This window comes from Bacillus cereus group sp. MYBK195-1, assembly GCF_051916605.1.
GTDB classification, from domain to species: domain Bacteria; phylum Bacillota; class Bacilli; order Bacillales; family Bacillaceae_G; genus Bacillus_A; species Bacillus_A cereus.
The window spans coordinates 1491371-1509285 of the sequence record NZ_JBQAGZ010000001.1; the positions used below are offsets into that span (position 1 = coordinate 1491371).

A 17915-nucleotide genomic window follows, 5' to 3' on the forward strand; every position below is an offset into this window, starting at 1 on the left:
GTGACTGGACGCCTTTAATCAATCCTCAAAAATAAAAATCTCATCAATCTTACTATGTAGTGCCTTCGCTATATCGTGAGCAAGTTGTAAGGAAGGATTGTATTTACCTTTTTCGAGATGACTAATTGTTTCACGTCGCACACCAACGCTCTTTGCTAAATCTTCTTGTGTCATGTTCAATTTGGCGCGGTATTCTTTTATCCTCGTTACGAACGCCATGGTGCATCTTCCATTTCATCAACAGGTTTATCATAAAAGAACATAGAAAAACCGAACGTAAGAATGAGTGTGCCGAAAATAAGAGCGATATCAATTTCTTGTAGCGCCGGGTTTGGAAATAACATTTCAATGAACATAATGATAGCGGTAGTTAGTAACGTAAAGATAAAAGCATTACGGCACGATTTATTAACGATTTGTTCAAACAGTTCATCGTGTTGAACCGTTCTATACGATGTGAAAAAGGAGAAGAAACAGAACATAGTAAACAATCCTTTTTCATAAAAAAATCCGAGGAAACCGAAGAAACCGAGAAATCCTAAATATTTTATCCAAGTTGTTTTCATGATAGGTCCTCCTTGTGTTGTTAGAAATAAGTCACGTTATGTTATAAATATATCACAATTGGATAGGAATGGTAATAATAGTTTTCCAGTTTGCTTCATAATAATAGTAAAAAGAGGAAATATGCTGCGAAATAAAGAGGATAATATTGTAAAATGGTTGTAAGGAGGGGGAGGAAGAAATGCTAACTTGGATCATGATCGTTGTATTACTTGTAGTGATTACTGTCATTGCGACGGTTTTAATTGGGCGGAATGGTGATGCAAATTATAGCAAAGCGACAAAGGGGAATATTAAACGCTTAACAATGATTTATATTATACTAGCTGTCGTTTTAGTTGTTGGATTAGGGGTGTATATTTATTTTAAAGGTTAAATAAACTGAAAAATGTAAAAATCTTAAAATAGAAGTATGCTATAATATCAATATAGTTATTTGGTAATTAAGGAAAGGATTGGATGGAATGATTGAAATTACGAATGTGTCAAAAAGTTATAATGGGTCTACCTATGCAGTAAAAGACTTAAGTTTATCTGTGCCTAGCGGCGAAATCTTTGGATTTTTAGGACCGAATGGTGCGGGTAAATCAACGACAATTAAGATGATTACTGGTATTCACGGGGTAGACAAAGGGACTATTACGATTAACGGAAAAAATATTATGGAAGAGCCGATGGAAGCGAAGAAGACGTTTGGTTATGTACCAGATAGTCCAGATATGTTTTTACGTTTAAAAGGAATTGAATATTTAAACTTTATGGCTGATATGTATGAAGTGCCGAAAGAAGTACGACAAGAACGAATAGAGTCTTTAGCGAAGAAGTTTGATCTTTATAATGCATTATCTGATCAAATTCAAAGTTATTCGCACGGTATGAGACAAAAAATCGTTATTATTGGTGTGCTCGTACATGAGCCAGATGTATGGATTTTAGATGAACCATTAACTGGGCTTGATCCAAAATCTGCATATATTTTAAAAGAAATGATGAGAGAGCATGCGGATAAAGGAAAGATTGTATTTTTCTCTACACACGTATTAGAAGTAGCGGAAAAAATATGTGACCGGGTTGCTATTATTAATAAGGGGAATTTGCAGTTTAAAGGAAATTTAGATGAAATGAGAGATCATTTTAAATCCAATGAATCACTTGAAAAAATGTTCTTGGAGATGACGGGAAATGAGTAAAATTTGGACGTTAACGAAGGTACTATTAAAGTTAAATTATGCAGATTTTATAACAGATAAGAAGAAGCGATGGGCGTATTTATTTTCATTTGCAGCTATTTTATTTGTTGGCTTTTTAATATTTGGTTCGATGACGCACGGAATGTATGAAGGTCTGAAACAATTAGGGCAAGGGCCGGGAATGATTATTGCAATGGGACTTGCGATTGCTAGTATATGGGTATTTTTAATGAGTATCACGAACATTTTAACTGTATTTTACTATAGTAATGACATTGAAATGTTATTGCCGTTACCATTAAAACCAGCGCAAATTATTTCGGCAAAATTTTTAACGGTATTAATTACACAATACGTAATGAGTTCATTCATTTTATTACCAATCTTCATTACGTACGGTTTAAAAAGTGGCGCATTTATTACATATTACATATATATGATTTTTATTTACTTACTCTTCCCAATCGTGCCGTTAGTATTAGCTTCGTTACTGATGACAATTATTATGAGGTATACAAATATAGCGAAAAATAAAGATCGAGGAAATATATTTATTGGAATCGTAAGTATATTATTTATTGTAGGAATTAACGTATTTATGCAGTGGAGAAATAAAAGTGCGTTTTCTGGAGACGGGGCTGCGGAATACCTTGTAAATAATCAATCTTCTCTTTTAGTACAAATGACAAATTATTTTCCAACTACATATTTTGGAGCAGTGGCATTAGTAGAAAATGCAAATTGGAAAGGTCCTTTATATGTAATAATCTTTGCAGTTATTTCATTTGTCTTCTTTGTGTTGTTTTATTACATTGCAGAGCGTACATATTTAAAAGGAGTTATTGGACTTTCAACGAGTACAGCAAAGAAACAAGTTATTTCGGCGGAAGGTTTACAGAAATCAACAGTGCAAAGTTCTCATTTAAAAGCGTATGTGAAAAAAGAATTTAAAACGTTATTCCGTACACCACAATTTTTCTTAAATTGCATTGTACAAACTCTCGTTATGCCAATTATGTTGTTCTTTATTTTATTTGTGCAAGATGGGAATTTAAAGTTTATTACAGAGTATATTAACAATCCAGAGACAACGGGATTTGCAATTGGTGTTGGCCTTTGTGCATCGTTATTTTTAATGGGTAGTAACGTCATTGCAACAACGTCATTTTCGCGAGATGGAAGCTCTTGGTTTGTGAATCGTTATTTACCAGTAAAGGCTTCGGATATCTTTTTTGCGAAAGCAATCACTGCTTGGTTAATTAATGTGATCATTTTAGCAGTATTCGGTATTACGATGGCAGTTGTAGCTGGGATTTCTCCAGTCTTTATGATACTGTGGTTTTTACTAAGTGCGAACGGGTTGTTATTAATTAATTTAATCGGAACACGCTGGGACGCACAAACTGCAGATATTCATTGGGATACAGAGCAGAAATTATTTAAAAGTCGATATACAACTTTGTGGAATTTTTTGGCTAATATTTTAATAGCTTTAATTATTGTGGGGGGAGTAAGTGTATTATACTTCTTCCTTCAAGTAGGACTTTGGATTATGTTTATCGTTTTATTTGTAATGTTTACAATTGTAAATTATATCTTTATTAAAATGTTAAAATTAGGTGCTGAACGTATACTGTCAAATATTCAATAAGAAGATAGATCCTCTGCATTCATGCAGGGGATCTGTGTATAGATGGAGGAGAAAAAGGTGAAGAAAATAGCAATTGTAACAGGGGCAACTCGTCTGAATGGAATTGGTGCAGCTGTATGCAAGGTGCTTGCTCAAAAGGGGATAGACATTTTTTTCACGTACTGGCCAAAGTATGATAAAGCGATGCCATGGGGAATGAGTGATCAAGAACCCTTTTTGCTGAAAAAGGAAATTGAAAGTTACGATGTTCGATGTGAAATGGCAGAAATAAATTTATCGCAGTCTTATTCGCCAAATCGTTTGTTTTATATGGTATCAGAACGGTTAGGTGATCCATCTATTCTAGTTAATAATGCAGTATATTCTACTCATACGAGGATTGAGGAATTAGATGTAGAGCAGTTGGATAAACATTATACAGTTAATGTTCGGGCTACTATGCTATTAAGTTCATTGTTTATAAAACATTATTCACTTAAAACGGGCGGGAGTATTATTAATCTTACTTCAGGACAGTCAGTAGGCCCAATGCCAGATGAACTAGCATATGCAGCAACGAAAGGGGCAATCGAAGCATTTACAAAGTCAGTAGCACCAGTTGCAATGGAGAAGGGGATTACAGTGAATGCTGTAGATCCAGGACCGACGAATACAGGATGGATTACAGAGGAGCTGAAGCATCATTTAGTATGGAAATTCCCGCAAGGTAAAGTAGGAGAACCGGTGGATGCTGCGCGCTTAATTTCTTTTTTAGTAAGTGAAGAAGCGAAATGGGTTACTGGGCAAGTCATTCACTCGAATGGTGGTTATTCATAAAAATATTATGTTAACAAATGTTGAGAAACAAAAAACGAAAGAAAATTTTATTTTTTTGTATAAATAAAATGTCAAGAAAGATAAAAATTTGATAGAAGAGTATATTGTCATATGAAGATAGTAATTCTTAATGTGACAATATACTCTTTTTCTTTTACTTGCGAGCAGAAAAATGAAGTAGAAGAAACTCGAATATTAAAATGAGTTTATCAGTTTTTGTACGTATTATTATGAAGATTACTGTCGGAAAGATGATAATTCGTATGAAAAGGGATTTTTTAAGGGGGAATCGAATCGTAAAGGGGAGGATAAATTATGTAAAACATAGGGGGATTTATATGAAAATGAAAAAGGTCGCTATCGCATCGATTACAATTGGTACAATGCTTACTATGGCAGCTTGTAGTCCTTCAGTAGATAAAGAAACGGAAAAGAAAGAGCAAGTAACTGCGCAAAATGATGGAGAAGCAAAAACGACAAGTGCAGATGAAGCGTCAAAAACAACGAAAGATACTGAAAAAGAAACAAATACTTCTTCAAATGAAAAAACAGATAAGGATGCAAAAAATACGAAAGAATCATCAGGAACAGAAAGTAACGGCAAAACGTCAACTCAAAACGAAAATGTAAAAACAAAAGAAAAAGAAACGACAGGAAAAACGAATGATCAAACGACTAGCGGGAAAACAGCAGATCCAAGCACAAGTACAAGCACAAACAATAACGGAAAGACAACGAAAGATCCGAAGAAAAGTGTTGCTGTGAAAACGAACGTTAAAGAAGTTGTAGCATTAATTGATAGCTTGGACAAGCAGTTAGCTGCTAATCCAAAATTGGAAACAGTGAATAAGCTTGGCAAACAAATTAATGAAAAGTGGGATGTGATTGAAAAAGAGCTAGAAGCATCACATCCGACGGATTCTAAAACAATCGGTCAAAGTATGTATCCGTTAATTGTAGGAGCGGAGAAAGAAAAAATCGATATTAATAAAATGAAATCATTAACGACGAAAACGAAAAAAGATTTAAATCAGTTATTGACGAAACTTTCATAGTTTCAAAAGCCTACTCGTGTGAGTAGGCTTTTTTTAGGTTGTTGTAATGTGCACAGTATAACTTATTTATTTTCATTTTCATTTTCAATTACGATGCGAAAGGAACTGAATGCTTGTTGACTGATATAATCTTCTTCGCTAACTTTAAAAGGAAATGGAAAAGCGACGAGTTGAAAATTACTTTCCTGATCCACTAAAGGCAATGTGAAATTAAAGATTTGTCTCGTTTCAGGTGCAAGCTTAGTATAAATAACTTTTCTATTGTTAAATATTTCAACTTGTTTCCAATCTTTAAAAGCCACGATTGCGTAAGTCATTTCATCATTTGTTTCATTACCGTTTGATAGAATTAATTGCTTGCCTTCCTTTTCAAAGAAGACAGTTTGTAAATTCTCTTCACGGTTCGTAACAAATAATGGTTCGTAAAGACCATCTTTTAAAATAGCATCTGGATCTATAAGGGAGAGTTTTATTTTTTCGCTTTCTTTCTGAAGAGGATGCATTGAATATCGCATACTTAGAATATCTTCTAAAATAGCTGCTTTATTTAAGTTATTATCTTTTAATTTGTATTCAGGTTTTTTTATTATTAAAAAGGTTAATTCACTTGCATTAGGAGAAGTGTGTAAAGAGATTTTCGTAGTAATTGAACTGTTTGGTTTCATATCAAAAAAATAGTGTAATATTTCATTAGTAGTATCTTCTATTTTAAAAGGTTTTTGTTCGTAATCTTCTAGAACAATTAATCCATATTTTCGGTTTTCATTAATAGTATGTACGAATGATAATGTTACATTAATTTTATTATCCTCACTAGTAATTGTACTACCATTGTTAATATGTTGGCCTTGATTATCCTTCAATCCGTAAGAAATAGTATTGGTTTGTTGCTCTCGTTTATTTTCTATGGAAGGTGGATGAGGTTGTATGATTGAAGTATTGAACAAAATATAAATTGTAAGTAATGAAATAAGTAAAACACCGCTAATAATATATATTTGTTTCATAAATAGCACCTCAATATATGTAAAATATTAGAGAAAAAAGATATGCAAGATGCATATCTTTTTTCTCTTTCTTACCAGAAAGCTTTTGTTTCGTGATTCACATCATTATAACCACTTAATTTATAGGTATGGTTACCGATAGCGTAATCATCTCCATAATAAATGCTTGTGTTGGCCGCTGTAGCACTTACAAAGGATGATTTTTTTGCACTATTACTTTTCGTATTTACTAATGAGCCATCGCCATTGAAAGTTCTTGCTTTTGCATAAACATAGTCTTCGGTCGTAGTTGATTTCGATTTAGCAACTGCATATGGGTTACCAAAAAAGGGAGTATATACGCTAATGTTAGAGTCATTCTTAGGTGCAGCTGCAACAGTCAAACTAGGAACACTAGATGTTTTTGTTGATTGAATTGTATCAAAGTCAACTAAAACGGGCTGCTTGTCTACAGCATCGACCTCTGAAGCACTTGCGTTATTAGTAAAACCAAAACCTAAAACCGCTAACCCTAAAGTTGTCACCGATAAAGATTTTTTCATATTCACTAATTTTCCCACCTTTTTAAATTTTTGAGTTCGAACTCAATTCATACAATATATGAAAATTTCGAAACTCTCAATGGTTTATCCCATACTTAACTTTTCTTTTACTTTCGATTCAACATGTCTTCATTTGCAAAAAAGCGAATATATCTTCTAATGCTTAGCCAGCAAGGGATACAGGTTTAACTTTATGAAATTCGTGTAAATTTAAATCTATTGATGTCAGAATCTCTGTTATTTTTAAGTTCATATGGGAACCTTATTAAGAAAAGGATGGTAACAAAAATGACAATCGATCGAATTTGTACAATTGGACCCGCAAGTAATAATAAAGAAACGTTAGCGCAGTTAATAAAGAATGGTATGAAAATTGTTCGACTGAATTTATCGCATGGCACGCATGAAAGTCATAAAGACATCATTCGTTTAGTGAAATCATTAGATGACTCTATTAAATTTTTGGGTGATGTACAAGGACCTAAAATAAGATTAGGTGAAGTGAAGGGAGGGCAAATTACACTTCAGGCAGGAGATTCTTTTATTTTACATACAGAACCAGTTACAGGGAGTAATACAGAAGCGAGTGTTGATTATGAAGGAATACCGAATGATGTGAAAGTAGGCAGTAGAATTTTAATTAATGATGGAGAAGTTGAATTAATTGTTGAAAAGATAAGTACGGACAAAATAGAAACGAAGGTAAAAACAGGTGGCAATATCTCATCTCATAAAGGAGTTAATTTACCAGATGCGGCTGTTCGTTTACCAGCTATTACAGAGAAAGATAAAAAAGATATTCAGTTTCTTTTAGAGGAGAATGTTGATTTTATCGCGTGTTCTTTCGTAAGAAAACCTAGTCATATAAAAGAAATACGAGAATTTATACAACAGTATAAAGAAACGTCACCTAATGTAATTGCAAAAATAGAAACGATGGAAGCAATCGAGAATTTTCAAGATATATGTAAAGAAGCAGATGGAATTATGATTGCAAGGGGCGATTTAGGAGTAGAGTTACCGTATCAATGCATTCCGCTTTTACAGAAAATGATGATTCAGGAATGTAATCGAACGAATACATATGTCATTACAGCAACACAAATGCTTCAATCTATGGTAGATCATTCTATTCCAACAAGGGCAGAGGTGACTGATGTGTTTCAAGCTGTACTGGACGGGACGAATGCAGTTATGCTTTCAGCTGAAAGTGCATCAGGAGAACATCCAATCGAAAGTGTGAGAACATTACGTCTCGTTTCAGAATTTGCGGAGCATGTTAAAAAAGATGGACCTTTTGCGATGAAAGATGTACTGGAGTTACTGCATAAATCACTGAATGAGTGATGAATAAAAACACGAGGGCGGATATGCATCCGCCCTCGTGTTTTTCATTCATACTATTCTTGCTCTTGCTCATCCAAAATCTTTTCAAACGCAGCAGATACTTTATCAAACTCTTCATCATTTTCAATGTATGAAAACTCATTATCTTCTTCTACTTTTAAAAAGAAAATATCAATGTCTTCCTCAGTTTCTGTTTGGATATCTTCAACAAAGGCAACTGCAATATATTCTGCACCTTCGACATCCATCGCTCCAAGTACTTCTACTTCTTGCTCTTCGTTATTCTCATCACTAAGAGTAAACACTTCGCCAACTTCAATATCAGACATATTCATTCTCCTCCTGTTCGACTCTAAAAATAGAGCACTCAAACTGTATACATACTAACATATCTTTCCATGAAAAACCAAATTCATACATAAGAAAAACGACTAATAGTTCTTTAGTATAAGTATCCAGCTATTAGGAGCATTATTTGTGTGTGCTATATTACTTAATCCATTCAACAATTGTATCCATAGTCTGTCTTGTTTTATCACGTTTTGGATCTTCTTTACGGTAACCAAAGGCAACCATAACTGATACTTCAAGATTATCGCCTTGTATAATGCCTTCTTGACGAAGTAAGGAGTCTACTTTCTCTTTATCGAATCCTTCTATCGGACAAGAATCAATGCCGATTTGAGCTGCGCTCGTCATCATATTACCTAAAGCAATATAAGTTTGTTTAGATGCCCAATCAAATACAGTACGATCGGATTGTAATAAGTTAAAATCTGTTTCCTGGAACTTTTTGAAGAATTCATATCTAATTTTTTGAGTGTCTTCAGGCAATCCAATAATATCGTTCATCATATATTTAATATACTCTGCATCATAATGCATATCTTTAATGTTTCTTGAAAGAACAATGACGAAATGGCTTGCTGTTGCAAGTTGCCCACCAGCGCCCCATGAATACGGTTGTAGTTTTTCTCTTAATTCTTTATTTTGTACGACAATAAATTTCCAAGGTTCATATCCAAAAGAAGAAGGAGATAATCTGCCTGTTTCTAAAATGAATTTAAAATCCTCTTCTGAAATTTTGTGCATAGGATCGAACTCTTTACATGCATGTCTGAAATGAAAAGCCTCCATAATTTTCTCTTTTGTAATTTCGTTTGTATTTGTCATAAAAGTTCCTCTTTTCGTTAATTTATTTTGTAAGTAAATTATATTTTTAAAGTAACATAGATACAAGTACGCACATTTATGTGGTATAGTATCAAAAAAGATACTAATGTTAAGGGAAGGGATTTATTATGGATTGTCCAAACGAAAATAATATAAATTACCCATTTTTAAATAAATATTCTTGTCCAGTTGAAGCGATGGTAGAGGTGATTGGTGGAAAATGGAAAGGTGTTATTTTGTATCATTTATTAGATGGGAAAAAGAGGTTTAATGAATTAAAAAGATTAAAACCTAATATCACACAAAGAATGTTAACACTTCAGCTGAGAGAACTTGAAGCTGATGGCATTATACATCGTGAAGTATACCGTGAAGTGCCACCTAAAGTTGAATATTCGTTAACTGAGCTTGGTGAATCACTACGTCCAGTGATTCTATTAATGATGGAATGGGCAACTCATAATATGGAGAAAGTTTTGGAGAGTAGGAACACGAAAAATAATAGTTAAGAGTTGAAATTGTTATAGAAGAAATAATTGTAGAAATAAAAGGTGTTTTCATACGTGAAAACACCTTTTATTTTTAAATTTTTTTACTTTTTAACTTCAACTGCTGAAGTTGGAAAATTATTTAAGTTTGCAATTTGACCATACCAATCAGCGTGTTTAAAAACAACACCTTTTCCATATCCGTCCGTTGAAGTACGTTCCCATAGCGTTGTTGAATAGCTAGCAGTGGGGGATGCTGTACGTACAGAAACAATTTGATTTTGCCAACTAGCAGACAAGTTTTTATAACCGCTACTTAGAGAAAAATACTCGCTACCTTGATTTGTGTGTTTATAGAAGTCTGTACTACCAGGTCCGCTTCCACCAACACCAAGGGGAGTGATTGAATTATTCAACCTTTGTTTATCTTTTTCAATAAAAGACTCTAAACTTTCTTTGCTCGAAAATCCATAAGATAACCAGTCTCCATTTTGATTTTGTTTCGGTAGAACTAATGTTATTTTTATGTCTTCCTTTGATGGAGCACTCAATTTGTTAAACGAATCAACAGTCTTTTCATCTACAGTTACATATTCGAAAGAGGAAATCGAATAATCCTTTTCGGTACTAGCTGATACTAATCCCACTCCTCCAGTTAACGACGAAACAGTTAATAATGCACCTGCTATCAACTTTTTAAGCATGGATTCATCTCCTTAAAACTTAGATTTTTTACATAACTAAAATGTATGTTAATTTGAATATTTTATAAATATTTAGAAATTTATAAAAATTAAACAGAATATTCTTTTATTATTCTGGAGTAAGGAAAGTAATTAAAAATGAAAAAAGGTTTACTTAAAAAGTAAATCCTTTTTGCTGACCTATTTCAAAACTCTATGGATTAAAGTTTCATTTCATCCATCTATGAATCATAAAATTCTTTTGCATTCATAGAAGCAGCATCTAATAAAAGGAAAATGGCTGCTATAATATGTAGAAGAATTTCTATATAAGGAAAGAAGGCAACTAGAGTAATGATAATACCTATATAATTAGCGTACGTATTCATGGCTCCCTTTTTAGCTAATAAAAAAGTAGTGATATGTAAAGCAATCAATAGTAGTAAAGGTATCTCATATAGGTTAACAAGTCCCCGAAATAAATAATAACAAGGAAGTAATAAAAGGTGAGAGGCCCCTGTGGTCCACTTTAGTTCTTGTATGTAGACTTTCAAAATAAATCCTCTTAAAATAATTAATATCTATATATCACCAAAAATAATAGGTAATTGGATATTATATATTTTTAGTTTTAAGTAGCTTGTAATTATTTTATGTAAACTAATTATTGATTATCTATAAAATAGAAAAACCACCCAAACGAGGGTGGTTCGTATTATAAATAACTACTTAAAGAAGAAAGGGTGACATTCACCTCACTACCTTCCTTCATATTTCTTAGCATAACGGTTTCTGTACTAAGTTCTTCTTCACCAATAATAAGCACATAAGGGATATTCTCTTTATTGGCATAATTAAGGGCGCGTTTTAATTTGCGTCCTGCTAGTTCAAGTTCGACTTTTAAGGAAGTGGTGGAACGTAATTGCTGGGCAATTTGTAAGCATTGTAATTCTGTCCCGAGCGGGATGATAAATAGATCCACTGTAGATGAGATTGTTTCTTTCTGCGATAGTGCTGTATAAATAACGTCTAAACCGAATGAAATACCGACTGTTGGATAGTTCATATTATCACCACGGAATGCTCCGATAATGTTATCGTAACGACCGCCGCTACCGATGCTGGATGTAATCGATCCATCTTTTAAAAAGATTTCATATACGGTGCCAGTATACATTGTGAGTCCTCTTGCTAAAAACGGATTGAATATCGTATTTTCATTTATTCCGAGAGCGATTAAATATTGCTGTAATTGTTGTAATTCGTTTACGCCATCGGCAACGAGTTGGTTATTGAAAGTTTCTTTAAAGTCAGCAATTGTAAGCTTTAGACAAGATAATACAGTATTACATATCGTATCAGCCATTTCTTCAGAAATTCCGCGCTCTAATACATCTTTTCGTACACCATCAATCCCAATCTTTTCAATTTTGTCTAATGATAAAATTACGTCACTTGTTAACTCAGTAGGGATGTTAATGGCCTGAAGAATACCATTTAACAATTTTCGGTTATTATATTGGATCGTTATCTCTAAGTTTAACGTTCGGAACAGCTCAAACGCCATGCTCATGAGTTCCGCTTCAGCCATGACTGATTCTACACCGACAATATCAACGTCGCATTGTATAAATTCACGAAATCTTCCTTGTTTAATTGGCCCATCTCGAAATACTTTCCCAATTTCATAACGTTTAAAAGGGAGGCGGATGTTCTGGTTCATTGCCACGACTTTTGCGAATGGAATAGTTAAATCGTATCGTAAGGCGAGCTCACGTTTTCCTTGATCCTCAAGTGTATATATTTCTTTTAATATTTCATCACCACCGCCGTACTTGTAAGACATAACCTCATACATATTTAACGTCGGCGTTTCTAAAGATTTGCATCCGTATCGTTCAAACGTATCTTCACAAGCTCTTTTAATTTTATTTCGCAGCACTTGCTCCTCTGGTAAATAGTCTTTCGTTCCTTTTACATTTCTCATTTCCATCATAATCACTCCTTTTTCAAATTAAAAAAAGCTATGCAGGTATAAAAATACCCACATAGCTTTATGAACGCTTCGTGGGTCAACAGGAAAAGCCCTGTACCCACGAAGAAAAATTTTTCTTCGGATACACGGCGTTACGTATGATGATGAAGTTGGAAAGAAGTATTAAAATTTCGCATTACAAATCTCTCCTTAACATAAGTTTTTCCAAATTATATCAGATGATTTTTGAATTATCAATATTTTTAGTTTTGAAAAATACGTGAAGTTATGTAGGAGAAATGGAAAAGGGTGTATAATAAAGGAAAACTTAATGATATGAAATAAAGTTTTAAGGAGAACGTTATGAAAAAAGATAAAACAAATGCGATGCGAATATTAGATAAAGAAAAAATTGAATATTCGATGATGTCATATGATCCAGACGATGGGAAAATTGATGGCGTATCAGTAGCCGAGAAAATTGGACGAGAAGTGAGAGAAGTATATAAAACGTTAATCGCTCAAGGGAATAGTAAAAATTATCATGTGTTTATTATTCCGGTAGATGAGGAACTAAATTTAAAAGCTGCCGCAAAAGCAGTAAGTGAAAAGAAAATTGAAATGATTCCCGTTAAAGATATTACGAAAGTGTCAGGATATATTCGCGGTGGGTGTTCGCCAGTCGGAATGAAAAAGCTATTTTCTACATGTATTGATGAAAGTGCTCAATCACTTAATACGATTATTGTAAGTGGAGGGAAAATCGGTATACAAATTGAGCTTAAAGTAGATGACTTGGCGAAAGTGACGAGAGCGCAGTTTGGTGAAATTACGAAATAATGATACATAGGAAAAGAAGTTCTAGTTTTATCCCGCTATTTGCCGGGCAGTAAGACCCTCACCTCAAAATTCAGCGGAAGCAAAGAAATTAGGTGGGGATCAACTGCCCGTAAAAGCCCGATTGGTGAGGGCTGATTAAAGTTTCACTTTATTGAATTTAGATAATAATTTATAGGATAGTTAGTCCATTATGGGGCTGATTGTCCTTTTTTATTTACAAACTGGATAAAGATTGAATGTTTAGTTTGATATAGGCATGTAATCTGAATTGTTTGTTTGGCTTTGGGAGAAGGTAAATCCTCGATGTAAGAACTTGAAATAAACAAGCAGAGTTTATTTCTTAAAGATAGACAAAAAACCGGAGAGTGTTTTAATAAGGGGTCAAGAAATATCCATAAGAAAGCACAAATTGGGGGATGCCAGTATTTTTGAAAAAACACGCTAATAGTATGCAAGATTTTATACAGTTTTTTGGCTAATCCAGTAACAAACAAGAGCACTAAAACCGCGTTAGGATAGGAATGTATAGATTCATAGAACTAAAAAAGAAGTTTCACTTGTGAAAGCAGGGTTCTCCTTTTTCATTGCTACTGATAATGAGACGTTATGTTAACTAATTTTGAATATCGTATACAGACTAAAAACAGAGAAAACTTCCTGTTGTGTAGGGTATTTTTTCTGTTTTTTTGATGATAGTTGTTAACTAATGTCTCACATTTCAAAAAAACAACTTTTTTGTTTGCTTGTCCACAACATTTCACCTCTTTGTGAATTTTATAGTGTTAAAGGAGGTGAAAAGAATGAATGAAGATATTATTTCAATTGGAGCAAATTGTATAGTGAGAATTAGAAACAGATTCTTTCTTTTAGTAGAAATTGAAGTGGAAGTTGGAAATGTAGCCATAGAGGAATTTGTTTTTATTCGAATATCTGAGCAAGAAGCTAGAACATTGTTAGCAGGGGGTATTCAACGTTGTACTATTTCCAATTGTATTCCTAGGTCTAATGATGATTTAGAAGTAGAATTCATTTGTGTTTTAATCGTAGGTGGGGAAGCATTTGCGGTTTTTGATGTAGAAGACGATGTTGATGAAGCTGTACTTGTTCCAATTTCATTAAGAGAAGCCGAGCGTTTAATCTGTAGAGGAGCAAGACGATGTACAGTTATTAATAGATAAGAGTAAGCCTTTTGGGTACTAAAGAGGTTTCATTTTGTGTGGCTTCTTGTAAGAATATGATTATGGAAATATGTATATCCTCCAGAGTACTTAACTGGAGGATGTTTTTTAGACTTCTAGATGTATTAACTACTGATAATAAGACGTTATATTAATTTGGTTTGGATATTGTATACATCGTCTTTTCTTCAACTAAGAGTGCAGATTCATACAGTAAAAATTACTTTTTTAACTATAAAATAAGAAGAAATGAACCTATATTACTACTGATAGAGCTATGTTATAATGAAAATAAGGGTTTTATCCTTATTTTCATTATATAGGAGAGTGTTTAACATGATTATCAAGTTCATTCGTTTACGTTAATTTTAAACACAATTCGTTATGCCTGACTATTTTTTTCAAAATGTGTGGGTTTATTTGGTTGTGTCTTTTTTTATTAACTAAATACGAATGAAATGAGGAGTTAATCATGACTGAACAGATTATTAAAATTAATAAAATTGATATATGTACAGAGAGCTTTGGTAATTCAGCAGATCCAGCAGTCTTACTAATTATGGGAGCCATGTGTTCAATGGTTTATTGGGATGAAGAATTTTGTCAACAATTAGCTGATACGGGCCGATATGTTATTCGTTATGATAATAGAGATGTCGGACGGTCAACTACTTATGAACCGGGGAGTTCCCACTATACTGTGGTAGATATGGCTGATGATGCGATTGGGGTACTCGATGCATATCATATTGACGAAGCACATATTGTTGGAATGTCATTAGGTGGAATGATTGCTCAAATTGTAGCCTTAAGGAACCCTGAGAGAGTTATAAGTATAACTTTGATTGCATCAGGTATTTTTGGTTCTGAAGATAACGACCGAAATTTGCCTCCGATCGATGAAAAGATACTCGCTTACCATACTAATGCGGCCAAACTAAATTGGTCGGATGAAGAATCTGTTGCAAATTACTTGGTTGCAGGATCAGCATTACTTTGTGGTTCAAAGCATAAATTCGATAAGAAGAGGGCTTATAAGCAGGTAGAAAACGAAATAAAACGGGCAAATAATCTACTCAGTATGTTTAATCATTCCCTTCTTAAAGGTGAGGATTCTTATGAGGGGAGATTAAAAGAAATCAATATACCTACTTTGGTTATCCATGGTACAGAAGATACAGTGCTTTCATACGAGCATGGTCTTGCTCTTGTTAATGAAATTCCGCATGCTGTGTTATTACCCTTAGAAGGATCGGGTCACGAGATTCACTGTGACGATTGGAATCATATAATCAATGCTATTTTGAATCATACTTCAGTCCTGTAATCATTATAGAAATCGTATAAAACAAAAAATATTTGGAAAAAGGGTTACAATCGAATCTGTAACCCTTTTTCTCTATTAAAAATCAATTTTAGAACTGTTACTCATTTAAAGAATAGTAATACGCTTATTTATTGGTGTTTACTTCCAATAACGAAAATTATGTAAATAAGCTGTTCACTGGATTCTCGTAGAAAACTGTGGTGATATAAAATTTTTGATTTTGTAGCACTTCAAAATCTTAGCTAGATGCCTTTTTATTAAGTTTAATATCTATGACCTAAATATAATAGAATTTGAAGCTTCTTTTTATTTTAAATAAATTGAGTAATTAGATTATAACGTTAATACGTATGAATGAATATCATAACAATATAATGGAGGTGATGTTATATGGCTCTTACTACAGGACCAATTGAAAACGTAGGAAATCAACCTGCTAACGCAAATAAAGTTAGGGTGAAGATCCTTAACCGTACTGCGGGCCCACTTACTGGAGTAGCTAGAGTTTTTAGACTTGACGGTTCATTAGTATTAATTGAACAGGTAAACTTCAATGTGAATTCTAATGCTTCTACTTTTGCAACTCTAAGTTTAGTTCATCCTACTTTTGGACAAGCATTTGAATATGAAGTTCAAATTGTTCCTAATCAACCTGGTGGACTATATAGTGTTTATGGACTAACAGCTGAAAATGTTATTATTACTGCACAACGTGTTGTGAACGCAGAATTGACACAGTTTCTTTAATTAAAATAGATTGGTGCCTACATGGTATCCAATCTATTTTTGTGCGTATTATTCAGAGAAAGAAAGGTTTTACACAAAAATAAAGACAGTTATGGAAAAGGGAAAAGTCGAGCTATCATCTTGATTTTTATTATTTCTGTCTTAGATTGTATCTGTTTTGTGGCACGGTTTTCTTTGAATGCATTTTATTCAAACTGTTTTTTAAAGTATTTATCAAATATGCATTATTGCATAAATAAATTTAAATTTATAAGTTAATATTAAACTACTTTTAAATTGTAAAGAATATTTTAATAATCTTTATAGGAGAAGGATATTTCTTGTTAAAAGTGAAATTGTTTGGAATGTGAATAAATAAAAAGTTTAGAAGTGATACAGACTGGATAGAGTCTTGTATTAAATAAACAGAAAAGGGGTATGGGTTTCTAAAAGGTTTCGGGAGTTAGAAAGCATTTTTTAGTGAATAGCTTCAAATTATATTTTAAAGGGGAAATGGGTATATGAAGTTTCGAAATACAAAGATTGCTATGATTACACTGTCTTCATTTTTTATTTTAGGTTCTGCATCTCTATCATTCACAGATACTATACACGGTGAAGTAGCTTCTGCATCAGCACAAGAGATTATTGTGAAAAATTATGACGATACATATTATAATAACGCAATAGGAAAAACGGGGTTAGAATTAAAGAAGGAACTGCATAATATTATTGATAATCATACAAAGTTATCATACAGTGCGGTTTGGGAAGCACTAAGAGATACTGATGAAGATCCAAATAATAAAAATAATGTGATACTCTTATATACTGGTCGTTCGCAAGGGAAACTTACGAATGGATCAGGAGTAAATAACTGGAACCGAGAGCATGTTTGGGCAAAATCTCACGGTGACTTTGGAACGACTGCAGGACCTGGAACAGATCTACATCATTTAAGAGCGACGGATGTATCTGTAAATAGTTCACGTGGAAATCTAGATTTTGATAATGGTGGTGTGAATCATTCTGAAGCGACAGAGTGTAAATATGATAGTGATTCTTGGGAACCTCGTGATAGTGTAAAAGGAGATATTGCTAGAATGCTGTTTTATATGGCTGTTCGTTACGAGGGAGACAACGGCGAAATAGATTTAGAACTGAATGAAAAAGTAAATAACAATAAAGATCCATACATGGGGAAACTATCTGTCTTATTAAAATGGAATGAACAAGACCCGGTCGATGATTTAGAGCGAAAGCGTAATGAAGTGATTTTTACAAAATATCAACATAACCGCAATCCTTTTATTGATCATCCTGAATGGGTAAATAAAATCTGGAACTAAGATC

General features: G+C 33.3%; 21 protein-coding genes. 12 read left to right on the plus strand and 9 right to left on the minus strand.

Annotated elements, in window-relative coordinates; genetic code table 11:
• Positions 1-18: 18 nt before the first annotated feature.
• Both ACTFRY_RS07830 and ACTFRY_RS07835 read right to left on the minus strand, forming a co-directional pair.
• On the minus strand, positions 19-219 hold the full coding sequence (locus ACTFRY_RS07830) for a helix-turn-helix transcriptional regulator (RefSeq protein WP_000896322.1): 201 nt from the start codon (positions 217-219) through the stop codon (positions 19-21).
• Complete coding sequence (locus ACTFRY_RS07835; protein WP_000859205.1) at positions 207-566, minus strand: DUF3796 domain-containing protein; 360 nt, start codon at positions 564-566, stop codon at positions 207-209. Before ACTFRY_RS07835 ends, ACTFRY_RS07830 begins: the two co-directional genes overlap by 13 nt.
• A 179-nt stretch (positions 567-745) precedes the next feature.
• Here ACTFRY_RS07835 and ACTFRY_RS07840 point away from each other — a divergent pair, with 179 nt between their 5' ends.
• From ACTFRY_RS07840 to ACTFRY_RS07860, 5 genes are all read left to right on the plus strand, one after another.
• Positions 746-940 carry a hypothetical protein gene (locus ACTFRY_RS07840; RefSeq protein WP_000958863.1) on the plus strand — a complete coding sequence of 65 codons (195 nt, stop codon included), beginning with the start codon at positions 746-748 and terminating at the stop codon, positions 938-940.
• An 88-nt stretch (positions 941-1028) separates the two neighbouring features.
• Complete coding sequence (locus ACTFRY_RS07845) at positions 1029-1754, plus strand: ABC transporter ATP-binding protein (RefSeq protein WP_000570204.1); 726 nt, start codon at positions 1029-1031, stop codon at positions 1752-1754.
• Complete coding sequence (locus tag ACTFRY_RS07850; protein WP_098617226.1) at positions 1747-3405, plus strand: putative ABC transporter permease subunit; 1659 nt, start codon at positions 1747-1749, stop codon at positions 3403-3405. Before ACTFRY_RS07845 ends, ACTFRY_RS07850 begins: the two co-directional genes overlap by 8 nt.
• Before the next feature lie 57 nt (positions 3406-3462).
• Positions 3463-4221, plus strand: a complete 759-nt coding sequence (locus ACTFRY_RS07855; protein ID WP_000716965.1) for an SDR family oxidoreductase — start codon at positions 3463-3465, stop codon at positions 4219-4221.
• Positions 4222-4559: 338 nt separating this feature from the next.
• A complete protein-coding gene (locus tag ACTFRY_RS07860; RefSeq protein ID WP_000782565.1) occupies positions 4560-5276 on the plus strand; it encodes a hypothetical protein in 717 nt (238 codons plus the stop codon).
• Between the two features lie 62 nt (positions 5277-5338).
• On the opposite strand, the gene ACTFRY_RS07865 is transcribed toward ACTFRY_RS07860, so the two are convergent.
• Together ACTFRY_RS07865 and ACTFRY_RS07870 are read right to left on the minus strand one after the other, a co-directional pair.
• A complete protein-coding gene (locus tag ACTFRY_RS07865; RefSeq protein ID WP_086423505.1) occupies positions 5339-6283 on the minus strand; it encodes a hypothetical protein in 945 nt (314 codons plus the stop codon).
• 71 nt (positions 6284-6354) lie between these two features.
• Positions 6355-6831 carry a hypothetical protein gene (locus ACTFRY_RS07870; RefSeq protein WP_061663342.1) on the minus strand — a complete coding sequence of 159 codons (477 nt, stop codon included), beginning with the start codon at positions 6829-6831 and terminating at the stop codon, positions 6355-6357.
• Positions 6832-7113: 282 nt separating this feature from the next.
• On the opposite strand from ACTFRY_RS07870, the gene ACTFRY_RS07875 reads away from it, so the two are divergent.
• A complete protein-coding gene (locus ACTFRY_RS07875; RefSeq protein WP_061663344.1) occupies positions 7114-8172 on the plus strand; it encodes a pyruvate kinase in 1059 nt (352 codons plus the stop codon).
• A gap of 53 nt (positions 8173-8225) precedes the next feature.
• Here ACTFRY_RS07875 and ACTFRY_RS07880 read toward each other — a convergent pair whose 3' ends face one another.
• Both ACTFRY_RS07880 and ACTFRY_RS07885 read right to left on the minus strand, forming a co-directional pair.
• A complete protein-coding gene (locus tag ACTFRY_RS07880; protein ID WP_002005464.1) occupies positions 8226-8507 on the minus strand; it encodes a DUF1292 domain-containing protein in 282 nt (93 codons plus the stop codon).
• Between the two features lie 154 nt (positions 8508-8661).
• A complete protein-coding gene (locus ACTFRY_RS07885; protein WP_000185718.1) occupies positions 8662-9345 on the minus strand; it encodes an NAD(P)H-dependent oxidoreductase in 684 nt (227 codons plus the stop codon).
• A 128-nt stretch (positions 9346-9473) separates the two neighbouring features.
• Between ACTFRY_RS07885 and ACTFRY_RS07890 the strand changes: the two genes are divergently transcribed.
• Positions 9474-9854, plus strand: a complete 381-nt coding sequence (locus ACTFRY_RS07890) for a winged helix-turn-helix transcriptional regulator (RefSeq protein WP_000340574.1) — start codon at positions 9474-9476, stop codon at positions 9852-9854.
• 83 nt (positions 9855-9937) lie between these two features.
• Here ACTFRY_RS07890 and ACTFRY_RS07895 read toward each other — a convergent pair whose 3' ends face one another.
• The 3 genes from ACTFRY_RS07895 to ACTFRY_RS07905 form a co-directional block, all read right to left on the minus strand.
• On the minus strand, positions 9938-10537 hold the full coding sequence (locus ACTFRY_RS07895; protein WP_000914243.1) for a hypothetical protein: 600 nt from the start codon (positions 10535-10537) through the stop codon (positions 9938-9940).
• Positions 10538-10758: 221 nt separating this feature from the next.
• Positions 10759-11070 (minus strand): hypothetical protein, encoded by a 312-nt coding sequence (locus ACTFRY_RS07900; RefSeq protein ID WP_016118314.1) that lies wholly within the window; start codon positions 11068-11070, stop codon positions 10759-10761.
• Positions 11071-11231: 161 nt separating this feature from the next.
• Complete coding sequence (locus ACTFRY_RS07905; protein WP_000425998.1) at positions 11232-12509, minus strand: histidine--tRNA ligase; 1278 nt, start codon at positions 12507-12509, stop codon at positions 11232-11234.
• A gap of 345 nt (positions 12510-12854) precedes the next feature.
• Here ACTFRY_RS07905 and ybaK point away from each other — a divergent pair, with 345 nt between their 5' ends.
• The 5 genes from ybaK to ACTFRY_RS07930 all read left to right on the plus strand — a co-directional run bounded on the left by ybaK (position 12855) and on the right by ACTFRY_RS07930 (position 17911).
• Complete coding sequence (ybaK, locus tag ACTFRY_RS07910; protein ID WP_000710862.1) at positions 12855-13331, plus strand: Cys-tRNA(Pro) deacylase; 477 nt, start codon at positions 12855-12857, stop codon at positions 13329-13331.
• A gap of 800 nt (positions 13332-14131) precedes the next feature.
• On the plus strand, positions 14132-14509 hold the full coding sequence (locus ACTFRY_RS07915; protein WP_016118312.1) for a hypothetical protein: 378 nt from the start codon (positions 14132-14134) through the stop codon (positions 14507-14509).
• Positions 14510-14981: 472 nt separating this feature from the next.
• Positions 14982-15836 (plus strand): alpha/beta fold hydrolase, encoded by an 855-nt coding sequence (locus ACTFRY_RS07920; protein ID WP_016118311.1) that lies wholly within the window; start codon positions 14982-14984, stop codon positions 15834-15836.
• Between the two features lie 390 nt (positions 15837-16226).
• Positions 16227-16583, plus strand: a complete 357-nt coding sequence (locus ACTFRY_RS07925) for a hypothetical protein (RefSeq protein WP_001229417.1) — start codon at positions 16227-16229, stop codon at positions 16581-16583.
• 500 nt (positions 16584-17083) lie between these two features.
• Positions 17084-17911 carry an endonuclease I family protein gene (locus ACTFRY_RS07930; RefSeq protein WP_000672182.1) on the plus strand — a complete coding sequence of 276 codons (828 nt, stop codon included), beginning with the start codon at positions 17084-17086 and terminating at the stop codon, positions 17909-17911.
• Positions 17912-17915: the final 4 nt, after the last annotated feature.

Coding starts and splice junctions, on each gene's coding strand:
- ACTFRY_RS07830 (WP_000896322.1), bottom strand. CDS start 219: ATGGCGTTCGTAACGAGGATAAAAGAATACCGCGCCAAATTGAACATG.
- ACTFRY_RS07835 (WP_000859205.1), bottom strand. CDS start 566: ATGAAAACAACTTGGATAAAATATTTAGGATTTCTCGGTTTCTTCGGT.
- ACTFRY_RS07840 (WP_000958863.1), top strand. CDS start 746: ATGCTAACTTGGATCATGATCGTTGTATTACTTGTAGTGATTACTGTC.
- ACTFRY_RS07845 (WP_000570204.1), top strand. CDS start 1,029: ATGATTGAAATTACGAATGTGTCAAAAAGTTATAATGGGTCTACCTAT.
- ACTFRY_RS07850 (WP_098617226.1), top strand. CDS start 1,747: ATGAGTAAAATTTGGACGTTAACGAAGGTACTATTAAAGTTAAATTAT.
- ACTFRY_RS07860 (WP_000782565.1), top strand. CDS start 4,560: ATGAAAATGAAAAAGGTCGCTATCGCATCGATTACAATTGGTACAATG.
- ACTFRY_RS07865 (WP_086423505.1), bottom strand. CDS start 6,283: ATGAAACAAATATATATTATTAGCGGTGTTTTACTTATTTCATTACTT.
- ACTFRY_RS07875 (WP_061663344.1), top strand. CDS start 7,114: ATGACAATCGATCGAATTTGTACAATTGGACCCGCAAGTAATAATAAA.
- ACTFRY_RS07880 (WP_002005464.1), bottom strand. CDS start 8,507: ATGAATATGTCTGATATTGAAGTTGGCGAAGTGTTTACTCTTAGTGAT.
- ACTFRY_RS07885 (WP_000185718.1), bottom strand. CDS start 9,345: ATGACAAATACAAACGAAATTACAAAAGAGAAAATTATGGAGGCTTTT.
- ACTFRY_RS07890 (WP_000340574.1), top strand. CDS start 9,474: ATGGATTGTCCAAACGAAAATAATATAAATTACCCATTTTTAAATAAA.
- ACTFRY_RS07895 (WP_000914243.1), bottom strand. CDS start 10,537: ATGCTTAAAAAGTTGATAGCAGGTGCATTATTAACTGTTTCGTCGTTA.
- ACTFRY_RS07905 (WP_000425998.1), bottom strand. CDS start 12,509: ATGGAAATGAGAAATGTAAAAGGAACGAAAGACTATTTACCAGAGGAG.
- ybaK (WP_000710862.1), top strand. CDS start 12,855: ATGAAAAAAGATAAAACAAATGCGATGCGAATATTAGATAAAGAAAAA.
- ACTFRY_RS07915 (WP_016118312.1), top strand. CDS start 14,132: ATGAATGAAGATATTATTTCAATTGGAGCAAATTGTATAGTGAGAATT.
- ACTFRY_RS07920 (WP_016118311.1), top strand. CDS start 14,982: ATGACTGAACAGATTATTAAAATTAATAAAATTGATATATGTACAGAG.
- ACTFRY_RS07925 (WP_001229417.1), top strand. CDS start 16,227: ATGGCTCTTACTACAGGACCAATTGAAAACGTAGGAAATCAACCTGCT.
- ACTFRY_RS07930 (WP_000672182.1), top strand. CDS start 17,084: ATGAAGTTTCGAAATACAAAGATTGCTATGATTACACTGTCTTCATTT.